Here is a 25987-nt window from a genome sequence, read left to right as displayed (position 1 = left end):
GGTCAGGCGGTGAGGGCGCTCCCGGAGTCGCGCGGGAGCCGGGCGGCGGCGGCGAGCGGCACGAGGGTCAGCACCGCGAGGGCGAGGAAGGCGACGCGGTACGGGACGAGGCCGGGCCCGATCGCGGTGCCGACGGCGAGCGCCACCGCGCCCACCGCGACTCCGAGTCCGGCCGCGATCTGCTGCGTGGTGGCGTTGAGGGTGTTCGCGCCCGACATCCCCTCCTGCGGGACCTCGGCGAACGTGACGGTGTTGTAGGCCGTGAAGCCCGCCGAGCGGGCCACTCCGCTCAGCACCAGCAGCGCCACCACGAGCGCCACCGGAGTCGCCGGCTCGAGGAACGCCATCGCCGCCATGCACGCCGCCCCGACCGCGCTCGCCGCGACCAGCACCCCGCGGAAGCCGAGGCGCCGCAACAGCGGAGTCGTGGCCGGCTTGATCGCCAGGTTGCCGGCGAAGAGCGCCAGCACCACGGAGCCGGCCTGCACCGGGCTCCAGCCGAACGCGTCCTGGAACAGCAGCGGGAGCAGGAACGGCACCGCGTTCACGGTCGCCCGGTAGAGCGATCCGCTCGCGTTGGCGACCCGGAAGGTGCGGAAGCGGAAGGCGTCGAGCCGCACGAGCGGATGCTCGGCGCGGCGCAGGTGCCGCACGGCGAGCGCCGTCACGACCGCGCCGACGAGCAGCGGCGCCACCGCCCGCCCGTCGAGCTCGGAGCCGGTGAGGAGCCCCGCCGCTCCGACCAGCGCGCCGAGCCCGACCGCGACGAGCACCAGCCCCGTGACGTCGAGCGGGGGCGGCGCGCTCTCGGAGGTGGCGGGGACGATCCGGCGCGCGATCGCGAACGCGACGACCCCGAGGGGCAGGTTGATCAGGAAGATCCAGTGCCAGGAGGCGACGGTCGTGAGCAGCCCGCCGAGGAACGGCGCGATCACGGGGGCGACCAGTCCCGGCCAGACCAGGATCGCGATGGCGTGGATGATCCCCTCCCGCGGAGTCGCCCGCAGCACCGCGAGCCGGCCGACCGGCACCATCAGCGCGCCGCCGACGCCCTGCAGGACCCGGGCGCCGACCAGAAGCGGCAGCGTGGGGCTGAGCGCGCAGAGCAGGGAGGCGAGGGTGAAGACGGCGATCGCGCTGGTGAAGACGCGGCGCACGCCGAAGCGCTCGCTGAGCCAGCCCGAGGCCGGGATGAGGACGGCGACGGTGAGGAGGAACGCGGTGACGGTGATCGAGACCGCGGCGGAGTCGACGCCCAGGTCGGCGGCGATCGCGGGCACGGCGGTCGTCACGATCGTGGCGTCGAGGTTCTCCATGAAGAAGCAGCCGGCGACGAGCAGCGCGAGGGAGCGGTGGCGGGGGTCCGTGCTGTCCTCCTCGGCGTGGGGCTGTCGGCGGCGAGCGTAGCGCGGCGACGGCGCGGCCGCCGGGCGGGTACCGTCGCAGCATGAGCGCTGCAGCCGAGACCAGGACGATCCAACTCCGACGCTACGAGCTGATGGACGGGGTGATGGACGACTTCCTCGCCTGGTTCCCCGAGCGGATCGTGCCGGCGCGCGAGGCCCACGGCTTCCGGATCGAGTTCGCCTACGCCGACCGCGAGGTGAACGAGTTCGTCTGGGCGGTCAGCACGGCCGGCGACGCCGACGCGTTCGCCGAGGTCGAGCGGGCGTACCTGGCCTCGCCCGAGCGCGACGCCGCCTTCGCGGGCGAGCCGAAGCGCGTCGCGGTGCAGCACGTGCGGCTGGTCGAGCGGATCGTCTGACCCGGGCGGCGTCCGAGCCGAGCGGCGTCCGACCCGGGCGCCGTCGTCTCCGGGGCGCCGCCGACTCCGGGCGCCGTCGGGTCCGGGCCCGTCAGCTCCGGGCGCGCCGCACGGCCGCGAGGACGCCGCGGACCACGAGCGTTCCGACCGCGATCGACCCGATCTCTCCGGTCAGGCGCGCCCAGACGTGCTTCGGCCGGTCGATCCCGGCACGGTCGGCGGGCGAGGGGAGCGAGGCGGGCGCGAGCGTGCGTCCCGCGGCTCCCGCCTCGGCCATGTGGGCGAGCCGGCGCACGGCCTCGCGGTTGCGGATCCAGAGGAACGAGTGCATCAGCGGCTTCGGGACGAGCGTGCCCGGGCCCTTCACGGGCGCCTCGTGCATCCGCACCTTCGCGCCGCGTGCGTGCGGCTCGACCTCGACGCGCACCCGGGCCTCGCCGAGCGGCCAGCCGGCGGCCTGGATGACCATCCGGCGCGGCGGGTCCCACTCGAGAACCGTGGTGCGGTCGTCGATCACGAGCGGCCAGAGGCCGAAGGAGTGGTGCAGCTGCGAGCCCACGTGCGGGAAGTCGGCGTCGACCTTCCGCATCCGCGACGCGCCGACGACCCAGCTCGGGAACAGCCAGCCGGAGGCGAGCACCGCGAAGACGGACTCGGGCGGGCAGTGGACGACGCGGGTGGTGCGAGACATCGCAGGCTCCTTCTGGTGGTGGTCGGGCGCGTGGCGGCGCCGTCCCTCAGCCTGGCAGGCCGGGGGCGGCGACGGGCGCAGCGCAACGGCGGCGGCTCAGGCCGGGTGCGCCTCCGGCGACAGGTCGGGCGACTCGCGCACCCCGAACTCGTGCCGCAGCGCGCTGCGGGCGGCGTGCCAGCCGGCCATGCCGTGCACGCCCGGCCCGGGCGGGGTGGACGAGGAGCAGAGGTAGAGCCCCTTCGCGGGCGTCCGCCACGGGTCGGTCGTGGGGACCGGGCGCGAGAGCAGCTGCGCGACGCTCGCGGCGCCGGCGGCGATGTCGCCGCCCAGGTAGTTCGGGTTGTAGGCCTGCATGTCGCGGGCGGTCATCGAGGAGGCGCCGATCACGCGGTCGCGGAACCCGGGGGCGAAGCGCTCGATCTGGGCGGTGATCGCCTCCTGCTGGTCGGCGGGCGAGTACCGGGGGACGTGCGTGTACGCCCAGAGGACGTGCTTGCCCTCGGGCGCCCGGGTCGGATCGGCGATCGAGGGCTGCGCCACCAGCACGTAGGGGCTGCGGCTGTGCCGGCCGCGCTTCACGTCGCGCTCGGCGGCCGCGATCTCGGCGCGGCTGCCTCCCACGTGCAACGTGCCTGCGCCGGCGAGCTCCGGGTTCGTCCACGGCACCGGCCCGTCGAGGGCGAAGTCGACCTTGGCCACGCCGTTGCCGTAGCGGAAGCGCTGAAGTGCCGCCGCGTACGCCGGGGGCAGCCGGTCCCCCGCCATCGCGAGCAGCGCCGTCGGCGTGCCGTCGACGAGCACGGCGCGGGCCGGGGGCAGCTCCGAGAGCGAGGTCACCTCGACGCCGGTCTCGATGGTGCCGCCGTGCGCCCGGAGGTCGTCGGCGAGCGCGTCGACGATCGACTGGCTGCCTCCGATCGGCACCGGCCAGCCGCGCGCGTGGGCGTAGGCGCCGAGCGCCAGGGCGGCCGCGGCCGTCGACGGGCTCGGCATCGGGCGGATCGAGTGCGCGGCGACCCCGGAGAACATCGCCGGGGCGACGTCCTCGCGGAAGCGCAGATTCCACACCGGGGTGCCCTGCTCGAGCACCCGCAGTCCGAAGCGGATCAGCACGCTCGGGTCCGTCGGGATCCGCAGCAGCGCGTCGTTGGTGAAGCCCGCGACGCGGTCGGCCCGCTCGGAGAGAGGTCCCATCAGGGCGCGCCACGCCGCTCCGTCGCGCCCCAGCGCCTCGACCGTGCGGTCGAGGTCGCGGTAGGCGATGCCCGCGCGGCCGCCGTCGAGAGGATGCGCGTACGAGATCTCGGGGACGACCAGCTCGATGCGCCGGTCGAGCCCGAAGGCGCGGAAGAAGCCGGACGCGAGCGCCATCGGGTGCACCGCCGAGCAGACGTCGTGGTGGAAGCCGGGCAGCGTCAGCTCCGCCGTGCGCGCGCCGCCGCCGATCGTCTCGTTGCGCTCGAGCACGGTGACCGAGAGCCCGGCCCGCGCGAGCGTGACCGCGGCGGCGAGGCCGTTGGGCCCCGCCCCGATGACGACGGCGTCGACCACGGTCACTTCCTCCGCAGGGCCGAGACGACGCCCGCGGCGCCGGCGGCGAGGGCCGCGGCGGCCCCCGCGTAGCTCAGGGCGCGGTGGCGGATCATCCAGATCTGGGGCGTCATGGTGTGCGCGCGGTCGCTGAAGAGGCCGCGGGCGCCGTGATCGCCGGGGACCGGCTCGTAGACGTTGTTCGGCAGCATCGGCTCCGTCTTGTCGGGGGCCTGCTGACCGTCGAAGGCGCTGCGGGCGAGGTACCAGTCCATGAAGCGCCCGGCGAAGCGGTCGCCGAGGATGGTGCCCGCGGTCGGCTCGCCGACCCAGGTGCGGCGGCGCGGCTTGTCGGCCACGTCGGCGATCGCGATCGCGCCCACCTCGGGCTCGTAGATCGGCGGCACGGGCTGCGGGTGGTGCGGCAGCTGCGACTTCACCCAGTTGAACTGGATGGTGTTGAGCGCCGGCATGTCGACCTCGGACAGGCGCACGCGGCTCTTCGCGTGCAGCAGCTCCGCGGTGACGGCCTCGGTGAAGCCTCGGGCGCCGAACTTGGAGGCGCAGTAAGCGGCCTGCAGCGGGATGCCCCGGTGCGCGAGGGCGGAGCCGACCTGGATGACGTGCCCGCGGTCGCGCGGGGTCATCCGGGAGAGGGCTGCGCGGGTGCCGTTGACGAAGCCGAAGAAGTTGACGCCCACGGCGCGCTCGAAGTCGGCGGGCTCGGTCGACAGGAACTCGCCGAAGACGCCGACCATCGCGTCGTTGACCCACAGCTCGATCGGGCCGAGCTCGGCCTCGACCCGGTCGGCCGCCGACTCGACGGCCTCGCGGTCGGCCACGTCGGTCGGGATGCCCAGCCCGCGCCGGCCCTTCTGCTCGATCTCGGCCACCGTGGCTGCCAGTCCGTCCTCGCCGCGCGCCAGCACGGCGACGTCCCAGCCGCGGGAGGCGAGCTCGCGGACCGTGGCGCGTCCGAGCCCGGCCGTGCCGCCCGTGACGACGGCGACTCCGCGGCTCATGCGCGGGCCTCGCGGGAGGAGGTCTCGAGGCGGGGGTGCTGCGTCATGGTGCGGGCTCCTTCGTGAGGGCGCGGTGTGCGTCGGGAGTCCCACGCTAGGCGGGAGCGGCGGCGCGGCGCGCGGGGTTGCGCCCGATCGGTGGAGAGCTCGGTGGATCCGCGCCCGGGGAGGAGAATCGCTCCCGACAGCTCCCGGCTCTCCTCCAGAGACCGCCGCCAGACTGACCCCCGCCCGAGCACCCTCCGACCGGATCGACGCATGACCTCTCTCCTCGACCTGAGCCTCGTCTCCGGCCCCCTCGTCGTCGCCGTCTACGTGCTCGCGATCGGAGCGCTCCTCCTCCTGCTCGCCGCCCACGTCCGCGCTCCCCGCCGCGGGCGCTCCCGGCGCGGCGGGATCGCCGTCGCGGTCCTCCTCCTGGGCCTGATCGGCGGCGCCGCCCTGGCCGCCCTCGTCGACGGGCCCGACGGCCCGTTCGGCGTCGACTTCACGCCGGTCACCCGGGTCGCGATCGGCCTCGGGATCGGCGGGCTGGGCGTCGCCCTGGTCGTCCTCGGGCACGCGATCGCCCGCCGCCGCGCGCGGGGGGTTCTCGCATCGCTCGCGGCCGGAGTGCTCGTCGTCGCGGCGGCCGCGATGACCGTCAACATCGACTTCGGCCAGTACCCCACGGTGCGCAGCGCGCTCGGGATCAGCGCGTACTCCGACTCCTCCGTGCCGGTCGCCGCCGCGGACGGACCGCACTCGGACCTCGCGACCTGGACGGCCCCGGCCGGGATGCCCGCCGTCGGCTCGGTCTCGACGGTCGCCATCCCCGCCACCGCGTCGGGCTTCCCGGCCCGCGACGCGGTGGTCTACCTCCCGCCCGCGGCCCTCACCGCGGCACCGCCGCTGCTGCCGGTGATGATCATGCTCTCGGGGCAGCCGGGGTCGCCCTCCGATCCGCTCTCGACCGAGAAGTTCCAGCAGACCCTCGACGCCTACGCCGCCGCTCACGCCGGCCTCGCGCCGATCGTCGTGTCGCCCGACCAGCTGGGCGATCCGGACAGGAACCCGATGTGCGTCGACTCGCCGCTCGGGAAGTCCGCCACCTACCTCACCGTCGACGTCCCGAACTGGATCCGCGCCAACCTGCCGGTGCTCGGCGACGCGCAGCACTGGGCGATCGGCGGCCTCTCGCAGGGCGGGACCTGCTCGATCCAGCTCGGCGCCGGCCACCCGTCGCTCTTCGGCAACATCGTCGACGCCTCGGGCGAGCTCGCGCCGACCCTCGGCAGCGAGGCGGCGACGGTCGCGCAGGGGTTCGGCGGCGACCAGGCCGCCTACGAGACCGCGAAGCCGGTGAACGTCCTCGCGGCGAACGCCCCCTACACCGGCACCGTCGCGATCTTCGGAGTCGGCGCCGAGGACACCTCGTTCCTCCCCGGAGCGAAGACCGTCTACGCCGCGGCCGTCGCCGCCGGCATGAGCGCCACCTACCTCGAGGTGCCGGACAGCGCCCACGACGTCACGGCGTGGTCGGCGACCTTCGACAAGGGCCTCGAGATGCTCGCCGACCGCTGGAAGCTCGTCCCCGCCTCCTGAGCGGCTCCGGGCCTCAGGCGCTCTCGACCAGCCGGACCGCCGCCTCGATCCCGCCGCTCCACGGCGCTCCGTGGCCCGGGACCACCCAGCGCGCCCCGGTGGGCAGGAGCGCCCGGAGCGACGCGAGCGCCTGCTCCGGCTCGTCGGTGAAGGGCGCGGGCTGCGGACCCGTGCGGCCGGTGAGCACGTGGCGGGTGGTCAGCCCGTCGCCGACGAAGACCGCGTCGGCCGGCGGCACGTGCACGGCGATGCTCCCCGGGGAGTGACCCGGGAGCGCGATCACGCGGGGAGCGCCCGGCAGGTCGAGCGTCTGCCCGTCGTGCACTTCGACGACCTCGGTGAGCGGCGGGACCGTCGCGATGCCCTTCCGCAGCGCGTAGGCCGCGAAGCCGAGGAGCGGCAGGACGCGCAGCCGCGGTGTCGCGGTCCTCGGCTTCGCCCCGCCCTTCGCCCGCTCGGCGTCGGCGGCGTGCACGTGGACCGGCACGCCGTGGTCGCGGCGCAGGCGCTCGGCGAAGCCCACGTGGTCGGAGTCGCCGTGGGTCAGCACGACGCCGCGCACGTCGTCGAGGGTGCGGCCCATTGCGCGCAGCTCGGCCAGGAGCTCCGGCCAGAGACCGGCCGGCCGCGTTCCTCCTCGTGACGGCCCCCGCTCCCGGCACGCCCGTCGCCCCCCAGGAGTACCGCGACGCGGCGAGCGCCCGCCTGCTGGACCTCACCGCGCAGCTGGCGGGCGAGGAGGACGCCCTCGAGGCGGCGCGCACGCTGACCGCCTGGGCGACGGGGTTCATCGGGATGGAGATCACCGGCGCCTTCACCCTCGGCGGCGATGTGGAGAGCGCCTGGCGCTTCGGGCTGGGGCGGATCGTCTCCGCGCTCGCTCCGGCCGCGTCGCGCTGAGCGCCGCCGCTCAGGCCCGGCGGAGCGCCGCCTCGTCCTCGAGGAACCGCGGACGGCACGCGACGATCCCGCTGACCAGCAGCACCGCCACTCCGGCGAACAGCAGCGCGTACGCGCCGCCCCAGTCCCCCTGCGCCTCGTAGAGCACGCCGATCAGCAGCGGACCGAGGCAGGCGAGCCCGTAGCCGAGCCCCTGCGTGGCGCCGGAGAGGGTCGAGGAGCCGGTGGTCGTCCGCGTCCGCGCGTTCACGAGCGTCAGCGTCATCGGGAACGTGCTGACGCCGAGCCCGAGGCAGACCACCCACGCCACGGCACCCTCCAGCGGAGCGACGACGAGGCCCGCGTAGCCGACGGCGAGCAGCACGCAGCACACCACCACGACCACGACCGGGTTGCGCATCCCCAGAGTCAGCGGCGGCACCACGAAGGCGGCGGCGAGGCCGAACACCGAGAACAGCGCCAGCAGCGCCCCGCCCTGCGCCGGATCCGCGCCCGCGTCGACGAGGATCGTCGGCAGCCAGGTGATGATCCCGTAGGTGTGCAGACCGGTCATCCCGAGCATCAGCACCATCGCCCAGAGCAGCGGCGTGCGCCACGCCCCGTCCACGCGGCCGCCGGCGGCGGCCGGAGCCGCCCCGCCTCCTCCGCGGGCCGCGAGCGCCGCCCAGAGCAGGCAGGCCGCGGCCGTCATCACGGCCCAGATCCCGATCGCCCAGCGCCACCCCGCCGTCGAGGCCAGCGGCACCGCGACCAGCGGAGCGACGAACTGGCCCACCTGCAGCAGCGCCAGGTAGAGCGAGCTGACCGTCTTGATCCGCTCGGCGAAGTACCGCTTCACGATCGGCACGATGAGCACGTTCGTGGTGCCCACGCCCGCGAAGGCGACGACGGTCGAGAGCACCAGAGCGACCGGGCTCGGGCTCAGCGCGCGGAGGGCGATGCCCAGCGTGGTCACCAGCGTCGCGATCGCGAGCGTGCGCTCCAGGCCGATCCGGCGCGAGACGGCCGCGGCGACGAAGCCGAAGACGGCGAAGGAGGCGGTGACGATCGTCCCCAGCGCCCCGTAGAGCGAGGGCCCGAAGCCGAGATCGGTGCCGATCGTGTCGAGCAGCGGGCTGAAGCCGGTGACGGCGGTGCGGAGGTTCAGCGCGGTGATCGCGATGGCGGCGAGGGCCAGGAGGGCGGTGGCGCGGAGCGTCGGTGCTGCGGTCATGGAGTCCCCGAGAGATAGGATGATGGGATGAATCCTGGCGAGTCTAGCCCCGCGGCGCCGTTCCAGCGCGAGAGCGTGATCGACCACGTCACGGCGCTGTTCCACGAGGAGATCCGCTCGGGCCGCTGGGCCGTCGGCGAGCGGATCCCGGTGGAGGCCGAGCTCGCCCGCTGGACCGGCGCCGGACGCAACTCCGTCCGCGAGGCCGTCCAGGCCCTCGTGCAGGCGGGCCTCGTGCGGCGGGAGCAGGGGCGCGGCACGTTCGTCACCGCGCGCTCGCAGCTCGCCGAGTCGCTGCGCCGCCGCATCCCGAGCGCCGCCCGCCGGGAGGGCCTCGAGCTGCGGTTCGCGATCGACGGGGCGACGGCCGCGCTGGCGGCCGAGTGCCGCACCGGGGAGGACGTCGCCGCCCTCCGCTCCCTGCTGGCCCGCCGGGCCCGCTCGTGGGAGGCGCCGGAGCTCGCCGAGCGGATCGCCGCCGACACCGCGCTGCACCGGGCCGTCGTCGTCGCGACTCACAACGACCTGTTCGTCGAGCTCTACGACGGCCTCACCGGCATGTTCGAGTCGGTGCTGGAGGAGGACGTCGTCGGCGAGGAGGACGTGCACGCCCGCCAGCACGCCGAGCTGGTCGAGGCGATCGCCGCGGGCGACGCCGAGGGGGCGCGCCGCCGGATCGAGGAGCTGCTCGCGCCGCTGCTGGCCGAGGCGCAGCACGGCGACGGCTGAGGGGGATCCTCTGCGGCGGGCGGCGGGCGGCACGCGCTCACGGCCGGCGTCGTGCCGCCCGGCGAGCGGGATCCGATGAGAGGGATCAGCCCCGCGGACGACGGGTCGACCAGAGCGCCCACGCCACCAGCAGCGGCTGGAACGCGAGGCGCACGGCGCGCTTGCGGTCGGTGTCGAGGCCGAAGGCGCTCGTCCGCGTCACCCACTGCGAGACGTTGCCCGGGAAGATCGCGGTGAAGAAGGCGGCGGCCGCGGCTCCGACCAGCGGCGCCCGGCGGCGCGCGAGCACCAGGGAGGCGCCCAGGCCGATCTCCACCACGCCCGAGGCGAGCACGACCGCGTCCTTGTCCAGCGGCACCCACTCGGGGACCTGCGCCTGGAACTCCTCCCGCTTGCGGGTGAGGTGGCTCACCCCCGCGAAGAGGAGGGCGGAGCCGAGGAGCACCTTGGCGCCGGTGCGGAGGAGGGACGGGGAGGAGGATGTCATGCGCTCCATCGTTCCCGATGCGGGCCGCCGCCGCCGCCGTGGCGCGGCCAGTGCGCACGAACGTGCCGGTGTCGGAGGCGGCGCCTAGTCTGATCGCGTGACTGACCGCATCCTCGTCCTCACCACCGGTGGCACCGTCGACAAGGAGTACTCGCTCGCGGGCGAGCTCGAGATCGGCGCCCCGATGGTGCCGCGCCTGCTCGCCCCGGTGCTCACCACGCTCGAGTTCCGCGTCGAGGAGGTCCTCGCCAAGGACAGCCTCGAGCTCGACGACGCCGATCGGGCCCTCATCCGCGAGCGGGTGCTCGCCGCCGAGGAGGACCGGATCGTCCTCACCCACGGCACCGACACGATGACCGCGACGGCCGAGGCCCTCGGCGTCGTCCGCGATCGGGTGGTCGTCCTCACCGGCGCGATGCAGCCCGCACGGATGCTTGACAGCGACGCCGCGTTCAACCTCGGCACCGCGGTGGCCGCCGTGCAGCTGCTGCCGCCGGGCGTCTACCTCGCGATGAGCGGGCGGGTGCTGCCCGCCGGCTCCGTGGTGAAGGACCGGTCGATCGGCGTGTTCCTCCCGGCCTGAGCCGAACGCCGGGCCAGGGTCGCCCGCGGACGGGCTCCCGGCCGGACCACCCTCAGGCCTCGGCGAGCCCCGCGGTGCAGGCCGCGCAGAGCCCGAAGACGTCCACGACGTGGTGCGCGTCCGTGAAGCCGTTCTGCGACGCGACCGAGCGCGCCCACTCCTCGACCTCGTCGGCCGCGATCTCGACCGTCAGCCCGCAGCGGCGGCAGATCAGGTGGTGGTGGTGCGTGCCCGGCGTGCAGGCGCGGTAGAGGCTCTCGCCCTCGGGCGACTGCAGCGAGTCGGCCTCGCCCTCCACGGCCAGGTCCGAGAGCGCGCGGTAGACCGTCGCGAGCCCGATCGGCGAGCCGGAGGCGTGCAGCGCACTGTGCAGGCCCTGGGCGCTGACGAAGTCCTCGCGACGCCCGAGAGCCTCGCGCACCGCCTCGCGCTGCCACGTGTTGCGCTTGACCACTGGACCACCTCCACTCCGCACGACCCGGGCCACGCTACCGCCCCCCGCCGACGGCGAGCCGGGAGCGCCGGACGCCCTTCCGGCCGATGATCCGGCAGACCGCGTAGATCGCGAACGAGATCGTCGTCACGTAGGGGCTGATCGGGATCGATCCGCCCAGCGCGAGCAGGATGCCGCCCACCAGCGCGCCGACGGCGAAGAGCACGCTCAGCAGCGGCACGACCACCGGCGAGGCGGAGAGGCGCAGCGCCGCGGCCGCCGGCGTCACCAGGATCGCGAGCACGAGCAGCGAGCCGACGATCTGCACCGAGACGGCGACCGCGAGGCCGAGCAGGAGCATGAACGCGATCGAGAGCGCCCGGGTGGGGATGCCGCGCGCGGCCGCCACGTCGGCGTCGACGCTCGCGAAGGTGAGGGGGCGCCAGATCAGCGCGAGACCGACGAGGACGACCACCGAGATGCCGATCAGCCACCCGAGCTGCGGGTCGTCGACCGCGACGATCTGACCCGTGAGCAGGCCGAACTTGTTCGCGCTGCGGCCCGGGTAGAGGGCCAGGCAGAGGATGCCGATGCCGAGTCCGAACGGCATCAGCACCGCGATGATCGAGTTGCGGTCGCGGGCGCGCGAGCCGAGCACGCCGATCAGGACCGCCGCGATCAGCGAGCCGACGATCGATCCCTCGACGACGCCGACGCCCAGCAGCAGCCCCGCGGACGCCCCCGCGAACGAGAGCTCACTGATGCCGTGGACCGCGAAGGCCATGTCGCGCGACATCACGAAGACGCCGATGAGCCCGCCGACCACTCCGAGGACCGCGCCGGCGATCACCGAGTTCATCAGGAGCGACAGCAGCGCTCCGTAGTCCGAGAAGTCGAAGATCTGCGACCAGACGTCCGTCACGACTGCCCCTCCTCGTGCTCGTGCACGTGCGAGTGGTCGGGGGCGCCGACCACGATGACCCGGCCCCGGGCGCGGATCACGTCGACGGGTGCGTCGTAGAGCTCGCTGAGCACCTCCGAGCGCAGGACTTCGTCGGGGGTGCCGATCCGGAACCGGCCGCCGGCGAGGTAGAGCACGCGGTCCACCATGCCGAGCACCGGATTCACGTCGTGCGTGACGAAGAGGACGCCGAGGTTCCGCTCGCGGCGGTGCCGGTCGATCAGCTCGCTGACCGCCCGCTGGTGGGCGAGGTCGAGCGCGATCAGCGGCTCGTCGCAGAGCAGGAGCGCCGGGTCGCCCGCGAGCGCCTGGCCGACGCGGACGCGCTGCTGCTCGCCGCCGGACAGGCTGCCGATGGGGGCGTCGGCGAAGGCGGTGGCGCCGACGGCCTCGAGCAGCGCGTCGACGGCCGCGCGCCGGGAGCGGGAGGGCAGGGGCAGGCCGAACCGGTGGCCGTCGATCCCGAGCCCGAGCAGATCGCGGGCGCGCAGCGGAGTGCCCTCGTCGGCGAGCTTCTGCTGTGGGATGTAGCCGATGCGCCGGTTGCCGCGGTGCACGGGCTCGCCGAGCACCTGCAGCTCCCCCGCGCTCAGCTGCTGCTGGCCGAGCACCGCGCGCAGGAGGCTCGTCTTGCCGGAGCCGTTCGCGCCGAGCACCGCGACGAACTCGCCGGCGCGCACGTCGAGGTCGACGCCGCTCCACAGCTCGCGGTCGCCGAAGCGGAGGCCGGCGCCGCGCAGCCGCAGCACGGACGCCGAAGGGCCCGCCTCCGGGGAGACGGGCCTGGTCGGGGAGTCGTGGCTCACTGGGAGAGTGCTCCCTCGATCGCGTCGAGGTTGGCGGTCATCCAGCCGGTGTAGTCGTCGCCCTCGGGCAGCGTCTCGGTGACGGGGACGGCCGGGATCCCGGCGGCCTTCGCGGCGTCGAGCACCGCGTCCGTCTGCGCGCCCTCGGTCTGCTCGTTGTAGATCAGCGCGTCGACGGCCTCGCCGGAGAACAGCGCCAGCGTCTCCTGGAGCGTGGTCGCGGGGACGTCGGTGCCCTCCTCGACCGCCTCGCTGAAGGCCTCGGGAGTCGCGTCGGTCAGGCCGAGCGCATCGGTCATGTACAGCGGGACGGGCTCGGTGATCGCGATGGAGCGGCCGGAGAGCGTGCCCTTCAGCTCGTCCTCGCGGGCGATCAGCGCGTCGAGCCCCTCGTCGAGGGTGGCGAGATTGGCGGAGTAGGCGGAGGCGTTGTCGGGGTCGAGCGCGGCGAGCTCATCGCCGATCCGCCCCGCGACCTCCTTCATCACCGAGAGGTCGTACCAGACGTGCTCGTTGAACTCCGCGTGCTCGTGCCCGCCCTCCGACTCCTCCTCCTCCGCGTGGTCGTGGACGTCCTCCAGGCCGGCGATCACGGTGGCCGTGATGACGGGGGCCTCGGTGCCGGCCGCGCTGATCATGGTGTCGAGGAAGTGGTCGTAGCCGCCGCCGTTCTCGATCACGAGGGTCGCGCCGGACACGGCGAGCTGGTCGCGGGCGGTGGCCTCGTACTCGTGCGGGTCCTTGTCCGGGCTGTCGATGATGCTGGTCACCTCGACCAGGTCGCCGCCGATGCTCGAGACGAGGTCGCCGTAGACGTTCGTCGACGCGACGACCTTCACGGGCCCGCCCGCGGCGGCGGCGGAGGAGCTGTCGGAGGCGCTGCCCGCTCCGGAGCAGCCGCTCAGGGCGAGCGCGGTGCTGCCGAGGAGGGCGGTGAGGGCGAGGAGGCGGGTCTTCACGGTGAGCCGATCTGGGTCAGGGGCCGGGCGGGTGCTCCCACGCTAACGGCTATTGATAACGATTGTCAAAATCGTGCAGAGGCGCCCGCCGGTCATCCGCCGACACACGCGGACACGGGGCGACACGCGCCTCGCTCCGGGCACCTCGCCCCTGGCACAGTCGCTGCACACCGCCCCCGACGAGACGAGGACACCGTGACCACCACCGCACCGACGACCATCGGCACCGACGCCGCGACGACGATCGGCGCCGCCGCCGAGCACTGGACGGACGCACCCCGGCCCGACTCCCCCGACGCCTGGCTCGTCCGCGCCGAGGAGGTCGCCGCCGTGCTCGCGACCGACGCCCTCGAGCGCGACCGCGCCGGCGCCGCCCCCTTCGCCGAGGTCGCCCTGCTCAAGGCGGCCGGCCTCGTCACGCTGCTCGGGCCCGCCGAGCACGGCGGCGGCGCCCAGGAGTGGACCACCGCCCTCCGCGTCGTCCGCACCGTCGCGCGCGGCGACGGCTCGATCGGCCAGCTGCTCGGCTACCACTACCTCTGGGCCTGGGCGGCCCGCCTCGTGGGGACCCCTGAGCAGATCATCGCGGTCGAGCAGCTCGCGACCGAGGGGGACCTCCTCTACGGAGGCGCGGTGAACCCGCGCGACTCCGACCTCACCGTGCGGGAGGAGGGCGACGAGTTGGTCTTCACCGGCCGCAAGTCGTTCTCGACCGGCGGCGTGGTCAGCGACCTGACCGTGCTCGAGGGGGTGCTCGAGGGGACGGACACCCACCTCTTCGCGATCGTGCCCACCGATCAGGAGGGGATCGTCTTCGGCCGCGACTGGGACAGCCTCGGCCAGCGCCTCACCGAGTCCGGCTCCGTCGAGATCCGCGGCGTCCGCGTGCCGTGGGCGGCGGCGGCCGGCTTCGTCGACAAGGTCTACCGTCCGCTCGTCTACAACACCCTCAACGTGCCCGTCATCCAGCAGGTCTTCGCCGAGTTCTACCTCGGCATCGCGCAGGGAGCGCTCGAGCGCGCGGCGCAGTACACCCGCGAGCGCACCCGGGCCTGGCCGTACGGCGGCGACGACAAGGAGCGCGCCGGCGACGAGTGGTACGTGCTCGAGGGATACGGCGACCTGCAGTCCCGGCTCTGGGCCGACGAGGCGCTGATCGACGCGACGGGGGCCGCGCTCTCGGCCGCGCTGCACGCTCCGCGCGAGGAGCTGACGCCTCGGCGCCGCGGCGAGATCGCCGTGCGGATCGCCGCGGCCAAGGCGCGGATCGTGGAGGACGGCCTCGCGACGGCGACCCGCGTCTTCGAGCTGACCGGCGCCCGCGCCTCCGCGAGCTCGGTCGGACTCGACCTCTACTGGCGGAACCTCCGCACCCACTCCCTGCACGATCCGCTGCCCTACAAGCGCCGCGAGGTCGGCGTCTTCGCCCTGCTCGACACCGTCCCCGAGCCCAGCTGGTACACCTGATCGGCCGCGGGGCGCGTCCTGCTCCGGCGACGCGCCCCGCCCGCACGCCGCCCCGGCGTCGATCCGCGACAGGCCGGAGCGGAGCCCCGGGGTAGCGTGAGGGCCGAGCGGAGGGAGGACCGTGGCCGTCACGCTGCACGACGTCGCCCGCGCCGCCGACGTCTCGATCAAGACCGTCTCGAACGTGATCAACGACTATCCGCACGTGCGCCCGGCCACCCGCTCCCGGGTGCAGGCGGCCATCGCGCAGCTGGGCTACCGCCCCAACCTCTCCGCGCGGAGCCTGCGCCGCGGCCGCACCGGCGTGATCGGCCTCGCCCTGCCGGAGCTGAGCCTCCCATACTTCGCCGAGCTCGCCGACAGCGTGATGCGCGCCGCCGACGAGCGCGGCCTGACGGTGCTGATCGAGCAGACCGGCGGCGACCCCGAGCGCGAGCGGAGCGTCCTGGCGAGCGAGCGCCGGCAGCTCACCGACGGCCTGCTCTTCAGCCCGCTGGGCCTCGCCGACGAGGACGCACTCGCGGTCGGCTTCCCCCTGGTGCTGCTCGGCGAGCGGATCTTCACCGGGCTGGTCGACCACGTCACCATGCAGAACACGGCGGCGGCGCACGCTGCCACCGCGCACCTGCTCGCCTCCGGCCGGCGCCGGATCGTGGCGCTCGGGACCCACCCCGACGCCGCCGTCAGCTCGGCGTCGCTCCGCCTCGAGGGCTACCGCGCCGCGCTCGCCGAGGCCGGCATCGCCTACGACGAGCGGATGATCGGCGTCTCGGGCCCGTGGCGGCGCTCCGGCGGCGCCGAGGCGATGCGCCGCCTGCTCGCCTCCGGGCTCGACTTCGACGCCGTGTTCGCGCTCAACGACACCCTCGCGCTCGGCGCGGTCCGCGCGCTCCAGGAGGCGGGGGTCCGCGTCCCCGAGGAGGTGGCGGTGATCGGCTTTGACGACATCGACGAGGCGGGCTACTCCTCCCCCAGCCTCTCCAGCGTGGACTCGGGGCGCGACGAGATCGCGCGCACCGCGGTCGAGGTGCTGCAGGCCCGGATCGAGGGCACCCGCACCGGCCCGGGGACGCTCCACGAGGCGGCGTTCACCGTGGTCGCCCGGGAGTCGACCGCGGGCCGGCCGATCGCGGAGGACCCGCCGGTCGGCCGGGCGTCGACCGGGGCCTAGGCGCAGGTCCCGCTGCCGCAGATCTCGCGGCGGATCCACGCTCCCGCGTCCGCGACGGCCAGCTTGCCGCGGCGGAGGAGCCGACTCCACTCCACGGCCCGCCTCGTCAGCCGGTCGTCGGCCGAGCCGCGGACGTCGCCGCCGACGGTCCGGAGGAACAGGTGCGCGAGCGAGCCGCCGAGGTACAGCGTGGCGCCCGCGACGCCGGCGAAGTGGCGGGCCTGGCCGCGGGTGCCGTCGTCGTAGGGGCGGCGGAAGCCCTTCCCCCGGACCCGGTTGCGGCCGCCGTGCGCCAGGTCGAGAGCGCCGAGCGGGGCGCTGCGGATGCCGGCGACGTCCTTCGCGACGGCCGCGAGGAACGCGCGCGGGCGGGGATGCGACGCCGCGAGGGCATCGGCGCGGTCGGCGAGCTCGGAGCAGGCGTCGGTGACGGCATCGGAGGAGGGCACCCGCCCAGTCGAGCACAGGTGCGCTGAGCGGCGGCGGGGAGGGCCGACGCGCGAGGAGGTCTGCCGACCTCGGCAGCGGCGCAGCGAGGCGGGTGGGGCCCGTGCCGCTCTTGACAGCAGCGGAGGCGGGGCGGACCATCGTGTACAACGTTAGAAAGACCGCTCGCCGCCGAGCCCGCTGCGGGAGCCCGAAGCCCGAAAGGCCCTCATGACCGACGCCCCCGCCGCCACCGCGCGCATCAGCCTCGACCCCGCCGCGGTCGTCGCCCCCGTCACTCCGCGCCTCTTCGGCTCGTTCGTCGAGCACCTCGGCCGCTGCGTGTACGACGGCATCTACGAGCCCGGCCACCCCGCCTCGAACGAGGACGGCTTCCGCCTCGACGTGGTCGAGCTGGTCAAGGAGCTGGGCACCACGACGATCCGCTACCCCGGCGGCAACTTCGTCTCGGGCTACCGCTGGGAGGACGGCGTCGGCCCGCGCTCCGAGCGCCCCCGCCGCCGCGACCTGGCCTGGCACTCGCTCGAGACCAACGAGGTCGGGCTGGACGACTTCGCGAAGTGGGCGGAGCTCACCGGCAGCGAGATCATGTACGCCGTCAACCTCGGCACCCGCGGCGTCCTCGAGGCGCTCGACGTCCTCGAGTACGCCAACGGACCGGCCGGCACCGCTCTCGCCGACCAGCGCATCGCCAACGGCGGGACCGAGCCCTACGACATCCGCATGTGGTGCCTCGGGAACGAGATGGACGGCCCCTGGCAGGTCGGCCACATGAGCGCCGACGACTACGGCAAGCTCGCCTCCCGCACCGCCAAGGCCCTCAAGATCGCCGACCCCTCGCTCGAGCTGGTCGTCTGCGGCTCGTCGAGCTCGTCGATGCCGACCTTCGGCGAGTGGGAGCGCGTGGTCCTCGAGCACGCGTACGACGACGTCGAGTACGTCTCGTGCCACGCCTACTACCAGGAGTACGACGGAGACCTCGGCTCCTTCCTCGCCTCCTCCCTCGACATGGAGTACTTCATCGCGACCGTCGCGGCGACCGTGGACCACGTGAAGTTCAAGCTCAAGAAGACGAAGGACATCAAGCTCTCCTTCGACGAGTGGAACGTCTGGTACCTCGAGGAGTGGCAGGCCAAGGAGAAGGCCGACGCCGAGGGCGACCAGAGCACCCGCGAGTGGGCCTACGCCCCGCGCCTGCTCGAGGACGTCTACTCCGTCGCCGACGCCGTCGTCCTCGGCAACCTGATGATCACGCTGCTGAAGAACTCCGACCGGGTCACCTCCGCCTCCCTCGCGCAGCTCGTCAACGTGATCGCGCCGATCATGACCGAGCCGGGCGGAGCCGCGTGGCGCCAGACCACGTTCTTCCCGTTCTCGACCACCGCGCGCCTGGCCTCCGGCTCGGTGCTGCGCCCCCGGATCGACGCGGGGACCTACTCGACCGCCCGTCACGGCGACGCTCCGCTCATCGACTCCGTCGCCACCGTCGACGAGGGCCGCGCGGCCGTCTTCCTGGTGAACCGGTCGCAGACGGAGCCGATCGAGGTCACCGTCGACGTCAGCGGCCTCGGAGTCTCGAGCATCGCGGAGGCGCTGGCCCTGTTCGACGAGGACCCCTACGCGAAGAACACGCGTGACGACCAGAACCGCGTGCGCCTGCGCGAGGCCACGGCGACGCTCGAGGACGGCGTGCTGACGCTGACCCTCCCGCCCGTCTCGTGGACGGCGGTCGCGCTCACGGCGTAGCGACGTCCGACCCGCGGGACCGCGTCCGGCTTCCCGGAGCCGCGCGGACCCGCGGGCCCCGTCGGGAACCGTCCCGGCTCAGGCCGCGGGCCACAGCGGGGAGGAGGCGCTCGAGCTGGTCCGCGAGGTCGTCCGCCACCCCCACGAGTACGTGGCGGGGATCGGGCTCGACAACCTCGAGACGGCGGGTCCGCCCGAGCGCTTCGCCGACGCCTACCGCCTCGCCGGGGAGGCCGGCCTGGGCCGGACCGCCCACTCCTCCGAGCACGCCCCGACCGCGGCCAACACGACGACCTGCCTCGATCTGCTGGGCTGCGACCGGATCGACCACGGCTACTTCGTCCTCGAGGACCCCGCCGTCGTCGAGCGCGTCCGCGAGCAGGGCGTCGTGTTCACCGTCGCCTCGACGACCTCGCGCCGCTCCTGGCGGCCCTGGCGGCGCGCGTCCATCCGGGCGATGCTCGACGCGGGACTGCGGGTCGTGCCGTGCTCCGACGATCCCGGGATGTTCCCGACCACGCTCGCCGACGAGTACCGTCTCGCCGCCGGCCCGATCGGCGCGACCGCCGCTCAGCTGCGCGCGATGGCGCTCACCGGAGCGGAGGCCTCCTGGCTGCCCGCCGACGAGAAGGAGAGTCTGCGCGCGTCGTTCGCCGCGGAGCTGGACGCGCTGGACGCGGAGTTCGGGCTCGTCTGAGGCCCGGGACGCGACGGGCTCCCCGCCCTGACAGAGTGGACGGATGAGCCCCCTCCCCGATCCCCTGGCCTTCGACCTCGAGGCGCTGCGCCGGGAGGTGCTGCCGGACGACGGGGGCGAGGTCGACGACAGCATCCCCGCGCTCGCGGACGCCGACCCGGGACTCTGCGCGATCGCGCTCGTCCTGCCCGACGGGTCCGTCCGCGCGAGCGCCGACGCGGAGTCGGGGTTCAGCATCCAGTCGGCCGTCAAGCCGTTCCTGTTCGCGCTCGCGCTCCTCGACACCGGCGGTGACGCGCTCGACCGCGTCGGCATCGAGCCCACCGGCGAGGCCTTCGACGCCCTCAAGCTCGAGAGCGGCACCGGGCGTCCGCCGAACCCGATGGTCAACGCGGGAGCGCTGCTGACCGCCGCCCTGGTCGACGGGGGCGACGCCGACGGCCGGAGCGAGCGGATCCTCCGCGGCCTCTCCGCCTTCGCCGGCCGCCCGCTCTCCGTCGACGAGAGCATCGCCGCCGACGAGCACCTCCTCGGCGACCGGAATCACGCCCTCGCGCACCTGATGCGCGCGGAGGGCACCCTGCACCGCAGCGCCGACGACGCCGTCTCCGCGTACGCCCGGGCGTGCGCCGTGCTGGTCGACGTCCGCGACCTGGCCGCGATGGGCGCGACGCTCGCGTTCGGCGGCGTGCACCCGGGGACCGGCGAGCGGGTCGTGCCGGCCTCGGTCGCGCGCGACGTGGTCGCGGTCATGGCGACGTGCGGCGTCTACGACGGCTCGGGCCGCTGGATGCGCGCGGTCGGCGTCCCCGCCAAGTCGAGCGTCTCGGGCGCCCTCGTCCTCTCCGCTCCCGGTCGCCTCGGCGCCGCCGTCGTCAGCCCGCCGCTGGACCCCCAGGGCACCAGCGTCCGCGGCGCCCGCGTCGCCGCCCGCCTGAGCGACGCCCTCGCCCTGCACTCCTTCGCGGTCGCCCCCCGCTGACCGCTGCCGTTCCCCCGCTCTCCCCGCTCCACGAAACGCCCCACCTCGTACAGCCGACCGCGGAACGGATGACGACGAAGGAGGAATCCGCCCGATCGAGCACCGCCCAGCTCACCGCCGAATCGCGTTCCAGCGATTCGCCGTAGCGGTACGCTCCCCGCTCCACGAAACGCCCCACCTCGTACAGCCGACCGCGGAGCGGATGACGACGGAGTAGGAATCCGCTCAATCCAAGAGCAGCGCCGGTTCCTCCAGCACGCTGGCGACGTCGGCGACGAAGCGGCTGACGACGTCGCCGTCGACGACGCGGTGGTCGAAGGAGCCGCCGACCGTGGTGACGAAGCGGGGGCGGACCTCGCCGTCGACGACCCAGGGCTTCTGCTTGATCGTGCCGAGGGCGATGATCGCGACTTCGCCGGGGTTGAGGATGGGGGTGCCCGTGTCCATCCCGAACACGCCGATGTTGGTGATGGTGATGGTGCCGTTCTGCATGTCGGCGGCGGTGGTCTTGCCGTCGCGGGCGTCGAGGGTGAGCTTCTCGAGGGCCTGCGCCAGTTCGAGGAGGCTCATCGACTGGGCGTCCTTGACGTTGGGGACGAGCAGTCCGCGCGGGGTGGCCGCGGCGATGCCGAGGTTGACGTAGTGGCGGACGACGATCTCGGTGTCGGTCCAGGCGGAGTTGACGGTGGGGTTGCGGCGGACGGCCCAGATGATGGCCTTGGCCATGATGAGCAGCGGCGAGACCTTGACGCCGGCGAAGTCGGGCGAGTTCTTGAGGCGCTTGACGAACTCCATGGTGCGGGTCGCGTCGACGTCGACGAAGACGCTGACGTGGGGCGCGGTGAACGCGCTCGTCGACATCGCGGCGGCGATCGCCTTGCGGACGCCGCGCACGGGGATGCGCTCCTCGCGGTCGTCGCCCCAGGCGGGGGTCTGGATGTTGCGGAAGACGCTGGCCTGGGAGGCGTGGCGGATGACGTCGTCGCGGGTGACCTCGCCGGCGAGGCCGGTGGCCTGCACCTCGAGGAGGTCGACGTCGAGGTCCTTCGCGAGCTTGCGGATCGGCGGCTTCGCGATGACGGGGAGCGCGGCGGCGGCCGGCACGGAGGCGGGCCGGACCGGGGCCGTCGGGCGGGCGGCGGGCGCGGCGGCCGGGGCGGTGGCGCCCGGTCGGCGGCGGCGGGTCTGGACGTGTCCGCCGGCGGTGCCGTAGCCGACGAGCGCGGCTCCGGAGCCCTCGCCCGGCTCGGTGGTGGAGGGGGCGGGCGGGGCGGCGGCCTGCGCGGGGTGGGCCGGGATCGCGGGCACCTCGGAGCCGATCGAGCCGGCTCCGGCCTGGACGGTGATGATCGCGGTGCCGACGTCGACCGTCTGGCCCTCGTCGACGAGCACGTCGACCACGGTGCCGCTGAACGGCGAGGGGAGCTCGACGAGCGACTTGGCGGTCTCGATCTCGACGAGGACCTGGTTGACGGCCACCTCGTCGCCGACCTTGACCTTCCAGGCCACGATCTCGGCCTCGGTGAGACCCTCGCCGACGTCGGGGAGGAGGAACTGCTCTGTCATCGGGGGGACTCCTGTGGGCTCGTGCGGGCGGATGTCGCGCGCGTCAGTACGCGAGCGAGCGGTCGACGGCCTCGAGCACGCGGTCGACGTCGGGGAGGAAGAGCTTCTCGACCTTGGCGGGCGGGAAGGGGGTGTCGAAGCCGGCGACCCGGAGGACCGGCGCCTCCAGCGAGAAGAAGGCGCGCTCGGTGACGGTCGCCGCGATCTCGGAGCCGAGGCTCACGTTCGCGGACGCCTCCTGCGCGACGACGAGCCGACCGGTCCTGCGGACCGACGCGAGCAGCGGCTCCCAGTCGATCGGGGAGAGTGAGCGCAGGTCGACGACCTCGACGCTCGTGCCCTCCTCGCCCGCGAGCTCGGCGGCCTGGAGGAGGACCGCGACCATCGGGCCCCAGCCGACCAGCGTGACCTCCGTGCCCTGGCGGACGACGCGGCTGGCGTGCAGCGGCGCGGCGGAACCGCTGAGGTCGACGTCGCCCTTGGGCCAGTAGCGGCTCTTGGGCTCGAAGAACATGACGGGGTCGTCCGAGGCGATGGCCTCCTGGATCATCCAGTAGGCGTCGTTGGGAGTCGACGGGCTGACCGCGCGCAGGCCCGCGGTGTGCGCGAAGTACGCCTCGTTGCTCTCCTGGTGGTGCTCGACCGCTCCGATGTGCCCGCCGTAGGGCACGCGGATGACGACGGGCATGGTGATCGCACCCTCGTGGCGGTTGGTCATCTTGGCCAGCTGCGAGGTGATCTGGTCGAACGCCGGGTAGATGAACCCGTCGAACTGGATCTCGCAGACCGGGCGGAAGCCGCGCATCGCGAGCCCGATCGCAGTGCCGACGATGCCGGACTCGGCGAGCGGCGTGTCGAGCACGCGCTTCGCCCCGAACTCGGCGTGCAGGCCCTCGGTGATGCGGAAGACGCCGCCCAGGGGGCCGATGTCCTCGCCCATCAGGAGGACTCGGTCGTCCTGCGTCATCGCGCGGCGGAGGCCGGCGTTGAGCGCCTTGGCCATGGACATGGACTCGAGCTGCGACCCGGTGAGGGGCGGCTGCGCGGCCGTCGTGCTGGTGTCGATCGTCATCACTCGCCTCCGAACGATTCTTCGTAGCGCTGCAGCCACGCCTTCTGCTCCTCGACGAGCACGTGCGGCTCCGAGTAGACGTGGTCGAACATGACGCCCGTGGGTGGGACCTCGAGGGCGAGGAGGCGGCGGCGGATGTCGGACGCGAAGTCCTTCGCCTCCTCGTCGACCTCGTCGAAGAAGGACTGCTCCACGCCCTCGCTCCGCAGGAACGCGGCGAAGCGGGTGATCGGGTCCTTCGCGACCCACGAGGCGAGCTCGTCGTCGGTGCGGTACTTCGTCGGGTCGTCGCTCGAGGTGTGCGCGCCGATCCGGTAGGTCAGCGCCTCGATGAACTGGGGACCGCCGCCGGAGCGCGCGTCCTGCAGGTGCTTGGCGGTGACCGCGTAGCTCGCGAGCACGTCGTTGCCGTCGATCTGCACGCCGGGGATGCCGAAGCCGGAGGAGCGGAGGTAGAGGGGGCTGCGCGACTGCGTGGCCACGGGTACCGAGATCGCGTAGTGGTTGTTCTGGAGGAAGAAGACCTCGGGAGCCTGGTAGCTCGCGGCGAAGACCATCGCCTCGCTGACGTCGCCCTGGCTGGAGGCGCCGTCGCCGAAGTAGACGACGACGGCCGCGTCCTTCTCGGGGTCGCCCGTGCCGGTCGCTCCGTCGAGGGTGAGGCCCATCGCGTAGCCGGTCGCGTGCAGGGCCTGCGAGCCGAGCACCAGCGTGTAGAGGTGGAAGTTCCCGTTCGTCGGGTCGGTCGGGTCCCAGCCGCCGTGCGTCGTGCCGCGCAGGAGCGCGAGGACGCCGAGCAGGTCGATGCCGCGGATCTTGCCGACGACGTGCTCGCGGTAGGAGGGGAACACGTGGTCCTGCGGGCGCATCGCGAACGCGGAGCCGACCTGCGCCGCCTCCTGCCCGTGGCTCGGGACCCACAGTCCGAGCTGGCCCTGGCGCTGCAGGTTCGCGGCCTCGGTGTCGAAGCGGCGGACCACCGCCATCTCGCGGTAGAAGGAGCGGTGCTGCGCCTCGTCCACCCCGTCGAGGTAGGAGGCGTACTGCTCGGCCGCGGGGGTCGGCGAGAACCGCCCGTCCGCGGAGAGGAACTGGACAGTCGGCGACTCCGTGCTGGTGGCTACCACCCGACTAACCTATCCGTCTCGCGGGGTGGCCCTCGGGGAGGGAAGCCACAATCTCGGCCGCCGCGCTGAGGAGCTTGTCGACAGAGCGCGCCTCGCCGACGGAGACGCGGATCCCCTCCGGCGGGAACGCGCGGACCACGACCCCGGCGCGCTCGAAGACCTCGGCCGCCCGCGCCGTGTCCTCGCGGGTGTCGAACCAGAGGAAGTTCGCCTGCGGCTCCGGGATCGTCCAGCCCTGGTCGAGCAGCGCCCGCCAGAGGTCGTCGCGGAGGCGGGTGATGCGGTGGACGCGCTCGAGGAGCTCCTCGCGGTGCTCGAGGGAGGCGACCGCCGCGGTCTCGGCGAACCGGGTGACCGAGAGCGGGATGGCGGTGGAGCGGGCGGCGTCGAGGATCCGCGCGTGGCCGATCGCGTAGCCGACGCGGAGGCCGGCGAGGCCGTACGCCTTGGAGAAGGTGCGGGCGATCACGAGGTTCGGGTAGCGGCCGAGCAGGCGGGTGCCGTCCACGGCCCGCTCGTCGTCGACGAACTCGGCGTACGCCTCGTCGAGGAGCACGAGGACGTCTCCCGGGACGCGCTCGAGGAGCGCCTCGACGTCGTCGGCGGTCGCGACGGTGCCGGTGGGGTTGTTGGGGCTGCAGACGATCAGCAGGCGGGTGCGCTCGGTGACGGCCTGCGCCATGGCGTCGAGGTCGTGGGTGTCGTCGGCGCGCAGCGGCACGCGCACGCTGGTGGCGCCCGCGGTCGTGACGAGCGAGGGGTAGGCCTCGAACGAGCGCCAGGCGTAGACGACCTCGTCGCCCGGGCCCGCCGCCGCGGTGATGAGCTGGGCGATGACCGCGACGGAGCCGGCTCCGACGATCACCTCCTCGATCGGGACGCCGTACTCCGCGGCGAGCGCTGTGCGCAGGGCGGTCGCCGCCGCGTCCGGGTACCGGTTGAAGTCGTCCACTTCGCGGACCCGCGCGAGCACGGAGGGCAGCGGGTCGAACGGGTTCTCGTTGGAGGAGAGCTTGAAGGCGTCGGCGGCGGCCGCGCGGCCCTGCTTGTAGGCGGGGAGCGCCAGGATCTCGGGGCGGAGGCGGACGGGAGGCTCCTGCTGGTCGGTCACCCGCCCCATGCTAGGCGGCGCGGCGGCGGGCGCCCCGCCGTTCCGCGCGCGCCGTCCCCCGCCCTCGACGGGTGTGCGCCGGGCCCCCTTCCCACCGGTCGAGCGCCGTGGGTGCGGCCCGGAGGTGCGGCCGACCCGGGTCTCGGATGCGCGAACCGCCCCGCTGACCGGCGCCCACGGCGGCCGTCCCCCGATTAGGGTGCAGTGATGCGGAGTCGAGGGCGAGCCGAGCGGCGCGGGGGTGCGCGCCCGCTCCTCCGGGGCGCCACGGCCGCGATCGCCCTGCTCGTCGCCGCCGGCGCGCTCACCGGATGCACGCCCTCCGCGGAGGGCACGCAGGCGACCCCGACTCTCCGCGAGACGTCCATCGACGTCGCCGCGCCTCCGGCCTACACCGCCGCGCGCGAGGCCGGCCTCGCGCTGCGGGACGACTCGCTCGCGCTCCTCACCGCGACCGACGGCACCGTCGCGGGCGCGGCCCGCACCGATCTGCTGGTGGCGATCGGATCCCTGAACGCAGCGCTCGAGGGAGTCTCGGCCGACGCCATCACCACCGCGACGACCGCGGCCGGGGAGCAGCGGACGGCGCTGGCCGAGCGCGTGCTCGGCCTCGCCACGTCGACCCTCGCCTCCGGTCGCGGATCGACGTCCCGGCGGGCGGTGCTGACCGACGCGGTCGAGCAGCTCCGGAGCGCTCTCGCCTCGGGAGCCGCGGTCGCTCCGCTGGCCGTCGCCGTGATCGAGGCGCGCGAGCCGCTCGTCCCGGAGCCGGGCAGCGGATTCGCTCCTCCCCCGCGCCCCGCGCCTCCCGCAGCTCCCCGGCCGACCAGTGCGCCCGAGCCGACCCAGGAGCCGACGCCCGATCCCCCGGCTCCGGAGCCGGCTCCCGCGCCCGCCCCCGAGCCGACCGAGGCCCCGCAGCCGACGGCGGAGCC

Annotated in this window: 26 protein-coding genes and 1 pseudogene; 11 read left to right on the top strand and 16 right to left on the bottom strand. The window is 74.2% G+C overall.

Annotation, left to right across the window (positions count from 1 at the left end):
• Positions 1–2: 2 nt before the first annotated feature.
• A complete protein-coding gene (locus tag C5C54_RS03365; RefSeq protein WP_104287800.1) occupies positions 3–1316 on the bottom strand; it encodes an MFS transporter in 1314 nt (437 codons plus the stop codon).
• Between the two features lie 131 nt (positions 1317–1447).
• Between C5C54_RS03365 and C5C54_RS03360 the strand changes: the two genes are divergently transcribed.
• Positions 1448–1765, top strand: a complete 318-nt coding sequence (locus C5C54_RS03360) for an NIPSNAP family protein (protein WP_104224531.1) — start codon at positions 1448–1450, stop codon at positions 1763–1765.
• Positions 1766–1856: 91 nt separating this feature from the next.
• Here the strand turns inward: C5C54_RS03360 and C5C54_RS03355 are convergent, their stop codons facing one another.
• From C5C54_RS03355 to C5C54_RS03345, 3 genes are all read right to left on the bottom strand, one after another.
• Entirely contained in the window at positions 1857–2456 is a 600-nt protein-coding gene (locus C5C54_RS03355) for an SRPBCC domain-containing protein (protein WP_104287799.1), read from the bottom strand.
• Between the two features lie 96 nt (positions 2457–2552).
• A complete protein-coding gene (locus C5C54_RS03350) occupies positions 2553–4010 on the bottom strand; it encodes a phytoene desaturase family protein (protein ID WP_374953123.1) in 1458 nt (485 codons plus the stop codon).
• 2 nt (positions 4011–4012) lie between these two features.
• A complete protein-coding gene (locus tag C5C54_RS03345; RefSeq protein ID WP_104233564.1) occupies positions 4013–5011 on the bottom strand; it encodes an SDR family oxidoreductase in 999 nt (332 codons plus the stop codon).
• Positions 5012–5269: 258 nt separating this feature from the next.
• Between C5C54_RS03345 and C5C54_RS03340 the strand changes: the two genes are divergently transcribed.
• On the top strand, positions 5270–6595 hold the full coding sequence (locus C5C54_RS03340; protein ID WP_104287798.1) for an esterase family protein: 1326 nt from the start codon (positions 5270–5272) through the stop codon (positions 6593–6595).
• 13 nt (positions 6596–6608) lie between these two features.
• On the opposite strand, the gene C5C54_RS03335 is transcribed toward C5C54_RS03340, so the two are convergent.
• Positions 6609–7196 carry an MBL fold metallo-hydrolase gene (locus C5C54_RS03335; protein ID WP_258063216.1) on the bottom strand — a complete coding sequence of 196 codons (588 nt, stop codon included), beginning with the start codon at positions 7194–7196 and terminating at the stop codon, positions 6609–6611.
• Between the two features lie 38 nt (positions 7197–7234).
• Here C5C54_RS03335 and C5C54_RS03330 point away from each other — a divergent pair, with 38 nt between their 5' ends.
• Entirely contained in the window at positions 7235–7495 is a 261-nt protein-coding gene (locus C5C54_RS03330; RefSeq protein WP_104247999.1) for a TetR-like C-terminal domain-containing protein, read from the top strand.
• Positions 7496–7505: 10 nt separating this feature from the next.
• Here the strand turns inward: C5C54_RS03330 and C5C54_RS03325 are convergent, their stop codons facing one another.
• Positions 7506–8708, bottom strand: a complete 1203-nt coding sequence (locus tag C5C54_RS03325) for an MFS transporter (protein WP_104261300.1) — start codon at positions 8706–8708, stop codon at positions 7506–7508.
• 27 nt (positions 8709–8735) lie between these two features.
• On the opposite strand from C5C54_RS03325, the gene C5C54_RS03320 reads away from it, so the two are divergent.
• Positions 8736–9437 (top strand): FadR/GntR family transcriptional regulator, encoded by a 702-nt coding sequence (locus tag C5C54_RS03320; protein WP_104287796.1) that lies wholly within the window; start codon positions 8736–8738, stop codon positions 9435–9437.
• Positions 9438–9522: 85 nt separating this feature from the next.
• Here the strand turns inward: C5C54_RS03320 and C5C54_RS03315 are convergent, their stop codons facing one another.
• Positions 9523–9933, bottom strand: a complete 411-nt coding sequence (locus C5C54_RS03315) for a hypothetical protein (RefSeq protein ID WP_181027249.1) — start codon at positions 9931–9933, stop codon at positions 9523–9525.
• An 88-nt stretch (positions 9934–10021) separates the two neighbouring features.
• Between C5C54_RS03315 and C5C54_RS03310 the strand changes: the two genes are divergently transcribed.
• The gene (locus C5C54_RS03310; protein WP_104224541.1) at positions 10022–10507 is read left to right on the top strand and encodes an asparaginase domain-containing protein; all 486 of its coding nucleotides are present in this window, start codon (positions 10022–10024) and stop codon (positions 10505–10507) included.
• Positions 10508–10559: 52 nt separating this feature from the next.
• On the opposite strand, the gene C5C54_RS03305 is transcribed toward C5C54_RS03310, so the two are convergent.
• From C5C54_RS03305 to C5C54_RS03290, 4 genes are read right to left on the bottom strand one after another with little or no spacing between them, the layout of a single operon-like run.
• Positions 10560–10961 carry a Fur family transcriptional regulator gene (locus C5C54_RS03305; RefSeq protein ID WP_104224542.1) on the bottom strand — a complete coding sequence of 134 codons (402 nt, stop codon included), beginning with the start codon at positions 10959–10961 and terminating at the stop codon, positions 10560–10562.
• A gap of 34 nt (positions 10962–10995) precedes the next feature.
• Positions 10996–11799, bottom strand: a complete 804-nt coding sequence (locus C5C54_RS03300) for a metal ABC transporter permease (RefSeq protein WP_104224551.1) — start codon at positions 11797–11799, stop codon at positions 10996–10998.
• A gap of 59 nt (positions 11800–11858) precedes the next feature.
• Positions 11859–12707 (bottom strand): metal ABC transporter ATP-binding protein, encoded by an 849-nt coding sequence (locus C5C54_RS03295; protein WP_104227225.1) that lies wholly within the window; start codon positions 12705–12707, stop codon positions 11859–11861.
• On the bottom strand, positions 12704–13666 hold the full coding sequence (locus tag C5C54_RS03290) for a metal ABC transporter solute-binding protein, Zn/Mn family (RefSeq protein WP_104287795.1): 963 nt from the start codon (positions 13664–13666) through the stop codon (positions 12704–12706). The genes C5C54_RS03295 and C5C54_RS03290 overlap by 4 nt, the downstream gene beginning before the upstream one ends.
• A gap of 195 nt (positions 13667–13861) precedes the next feature.
• Here C5C54_RS03290 and C5C54_RS03285 point away from each other — a divergent pair, with 195 nt between their 5' ends.
• Together C5C54_RS03285 and C5C54_RS03280 are read left to right on the top strand one after the other, a co-directional pair.
• Positions 13862–15133 (top strand): acyl-CoA dehydrogenase family protein, encoded by a 1272-nt coding sequence (locus C5C54_RS03285; RefSeq protein WP_258063199.1) that lies wholly within the window; start codon positions 13862–13864, stop codon positions 15131–15133.
• A gap of 121 nt (positions 15134–15254) precedes the next feature.
• Positions 15255–16304, top strand: a complete 1050-nt coding sequence (locus C5C54_RS03280; RefSeq protein WP_104287794.1) for a LacI family DNA-binding transcriptional regulator — start codon at positions 15255–15257, stop codon at positions 16302–16304.
• Here C5C54_RS03280 and C5C54_RS03275 read toward each other — a convergent pair.
• Positions 16301–16753, bottom strand: a complete 453-nt coding sequence (locus C5C54_RS03275) for a hypothetical protein (RefSeq protein WP_104287793.1) — start codon at positions 16751–16753, stop codon at positions 16301–16303. The two genes, C5C54_RS03280 and C5C54_RS03275, sit on opposite strands and share 4 nt — an antisense overlap.
• A 208-nt stretch (positions 16754–16961) precedes the next feature.
• On the opposite strand from C5C54_RS03275, the gene C5C54_RS03270 reads away from it, so the two are divergent.
• The 3 genes and pseudogenes from C5C54_RS03270 to glsA all read left to right on the top strand — a co-directional run bounded on the left by C5C54_RS03270 (position 16962) and on the right by glsA (position 20176).
• On the top strand, positions 16962–18497 hold the full coding sequence (locus C5C54_RS03270) for an alpha-N-arabinofuranosidase (RefSeq protein ID WP_104227228.1): 1536 nt from the start codon (positions 16962–16964) through the stop codon (positions 18495–18497).
• A 112-nt stretch (positions 18498–18609) separates the two neighbouring features.
• Positions 18610–19194, top strand: a pseudogene (locus C5C54_RS03265) (adenosine deaminase); the annotation flags it as partial.
• 43 nt (positions 19195–19237) lie between these two features.
• Complete coding sequence (glsA, locus tag C5C54_RS03260; RefSeq protein ID WP_104287792.1) at positions 19238–20176, top strand: glutaminase A; 939 nt, start codon at positions 19238–19240, stop codon at positions 20174–20176.
• A gap of 225 nt (positions 20177–20401) precedes the next feature.
• On the opposite strand, the gene C5C54_RS03255 is transcribed toward glsA, so the two are convergent.
• The 4 genes from C5C54_RS03255 to hisC all read right to left on the bottom strand — a co-directional run bounded on the left by C5C54_RS03255 (position 20402) and on the right by hisC (position 25061).
• Positions 20402–21742 carry a dihydrolipoamide acetyltransferase family protein gene (locus C5C54_RS03255; protein WP_104287791.1) on the bottom strand — a complete coding sequence of 447 codons (1341 nt, stop codon included), beginning with the start codon at positions 21740–21742 and terminating at the stop codon, positions 20402–20404.
• Positions 21743–21785: 43 nt separating this feature from the next.
• The gene (locus C5C54_RS03250) at positions 21786–22751 is read right to left on the bottom strand and encodes an alpha-ketoacid dehydrogenase subunit beta (RefSeq protein WP_181027250.1); all 966 of its coding nucleotides are present in this window, start codon (positions 22749–22751) and stop codon (positions 21786–21788) included.
• Positions 22752–22813: 62 nt separating this feature from the next.
• Positions 22814–23941, bottom strand: a complete 1128-nt coding sequence (locus C5C54_RS03245) for a thiamine pyrophosphate-dependent dehydrogenase E1 component subunit alpha (protein WP_104226633.1) — start codon at positions 23939–23941, stop codon at positions 22814–22816.
• 4 nt (positions 23942–23945) lie between these two features.
• Entirely contained in the window at positions 23946–25061 is a 1116-nt protein-coding gene (gene hisC / locus C5C54_RS03240; RefSeq protein WP_104287790.1) for a histidinol-phosphate transaminase, read from the bottom strand.
• Between the two features lie 198 nt (positions 25062–25259).
• Here hisC and C5C54_RS17855 point away from each other — a divergent pair.
• On the top strand, positions 25260–25987 hold a 728-nt coding region (locus C5C54_RS17855; RefSeq protein WP_374953279.1), incomplete at its 3' end, for a hypothetical protein.

This window comes from Rathayibacter sp. AY1F2 (assembly GCF_002930885.1).
GTDB lineage: Bacteria > Actinomycetota > Actinomycetes > Actinomycetales > Microbacteriaceae > Rathayibacter.
This window is presented reverse-complemented; position numbering and strand designations above follow the sequence as displayed.

Excerpts from the sequence above, each read along its gene's own strand:
- C5C54_RS03250 (WP_181027250.1), bottom strand. The coding sequence starts at position 22,751 with ATGTCCATGGCCAAGGCGCTCAACGCCGGCCTCCGCCGCGCGATGACG.
- C5C54_RS03360 (WP_104224531.1), top strand. The coding sequence starts at position 1,448 with ATGAGCGCTGCAGCCGAGACCAGGACGATCCAACTCCGACGCTACGAG.
- C5C54_RS03345 (WP_104233564.1), bottom strand. The coding sequence starts at position 5,011 with ATGAGCCGCGGAGTCGCCGTCGTCACGGGCGGCACGGCCGGGCTCGGA.
- C5C54_RS03255 (WP_104287791.1), bottom strand. The coding sequence starts at position 21,742 with ATGACAGAGCAGTTCCTCCTCCCCGACGTCGGCGAGGGTCTCACCGAG.
- C5C54_RS03340 (WP_104287798.1), top strand. The coding sequence starts at position 5,270 with ATGACCTCTCTCCTCGACCTGAGCCTCGTCTCCGGCCCCCTCGTCGTC.
- C5C54_RS03315 (WP_181027249.1), bottom strand. The coding sequence starts at position 9,933 with ATGGAGCGCATGACATCCTCCTCCCCGTCCCTCCTCCGCACCGGCGCC.
- glsA (WP_104287792.1), top strand. The coding sequence starts at position 19,238 with ATGAGCCCCCTCCCCGATCCCCTGGCCTTCGACCTCGAGGCGCTGCGC.
- hisC (WP_104287790.1), bottom strand. The coding sequence starts at position 25,061 with ATGGGGCGGGTGACCGACCAGCAGGAGCCTCCCGTCCGCCTCCGCCCC.
- C5C54_RS03300 (WP_104224551.1), bottom strand. The coding sequence starts at position 11,799 with ATGAACTCGGTGATCGCCGGCGCGGTCCTCGGAGTGGTCGGCGGGCTC.
- C5C54_RS03325 (WP_104261300.1), bottom strand. The coding sequence starts at position 8,708 with ATGACCGCAGCACCGACGCTCCGCGCCACCGCCCTCCTGGCCCTCGCC.
- C5C54_RS03365 (WP_104287800.1), bottom strand. The coding sequence starts at position 1,316 with ATGGAGAACCTCGACGCCACGATCGTGACGACCGCCGTGCCCGCGATC.
- C5C54_RS03355 (WP_104287799.1), bottom strand. The coding sequence starts at position 2,456 with ATGTCTCGCACCACCCGCGTCGTCCACTGCCCGCCCGAGTCCGTCTTC.
- C5C54_RS03270 (WP_104227228.1), top strand. The coding sequence starts at position 16,962 with ATGACCGACGCCCCCGCCGCCACCGCGCGCATCAGCCTCGACCCCGCC.
- C5C54_RS03320 (WP_104287796.1), top strand. The coding sequence starts at position 8,736 with ATGAATCCTGGCGAGTCTAGCCCCGCGGCGCCGTTCCAGCGCGAGAGC.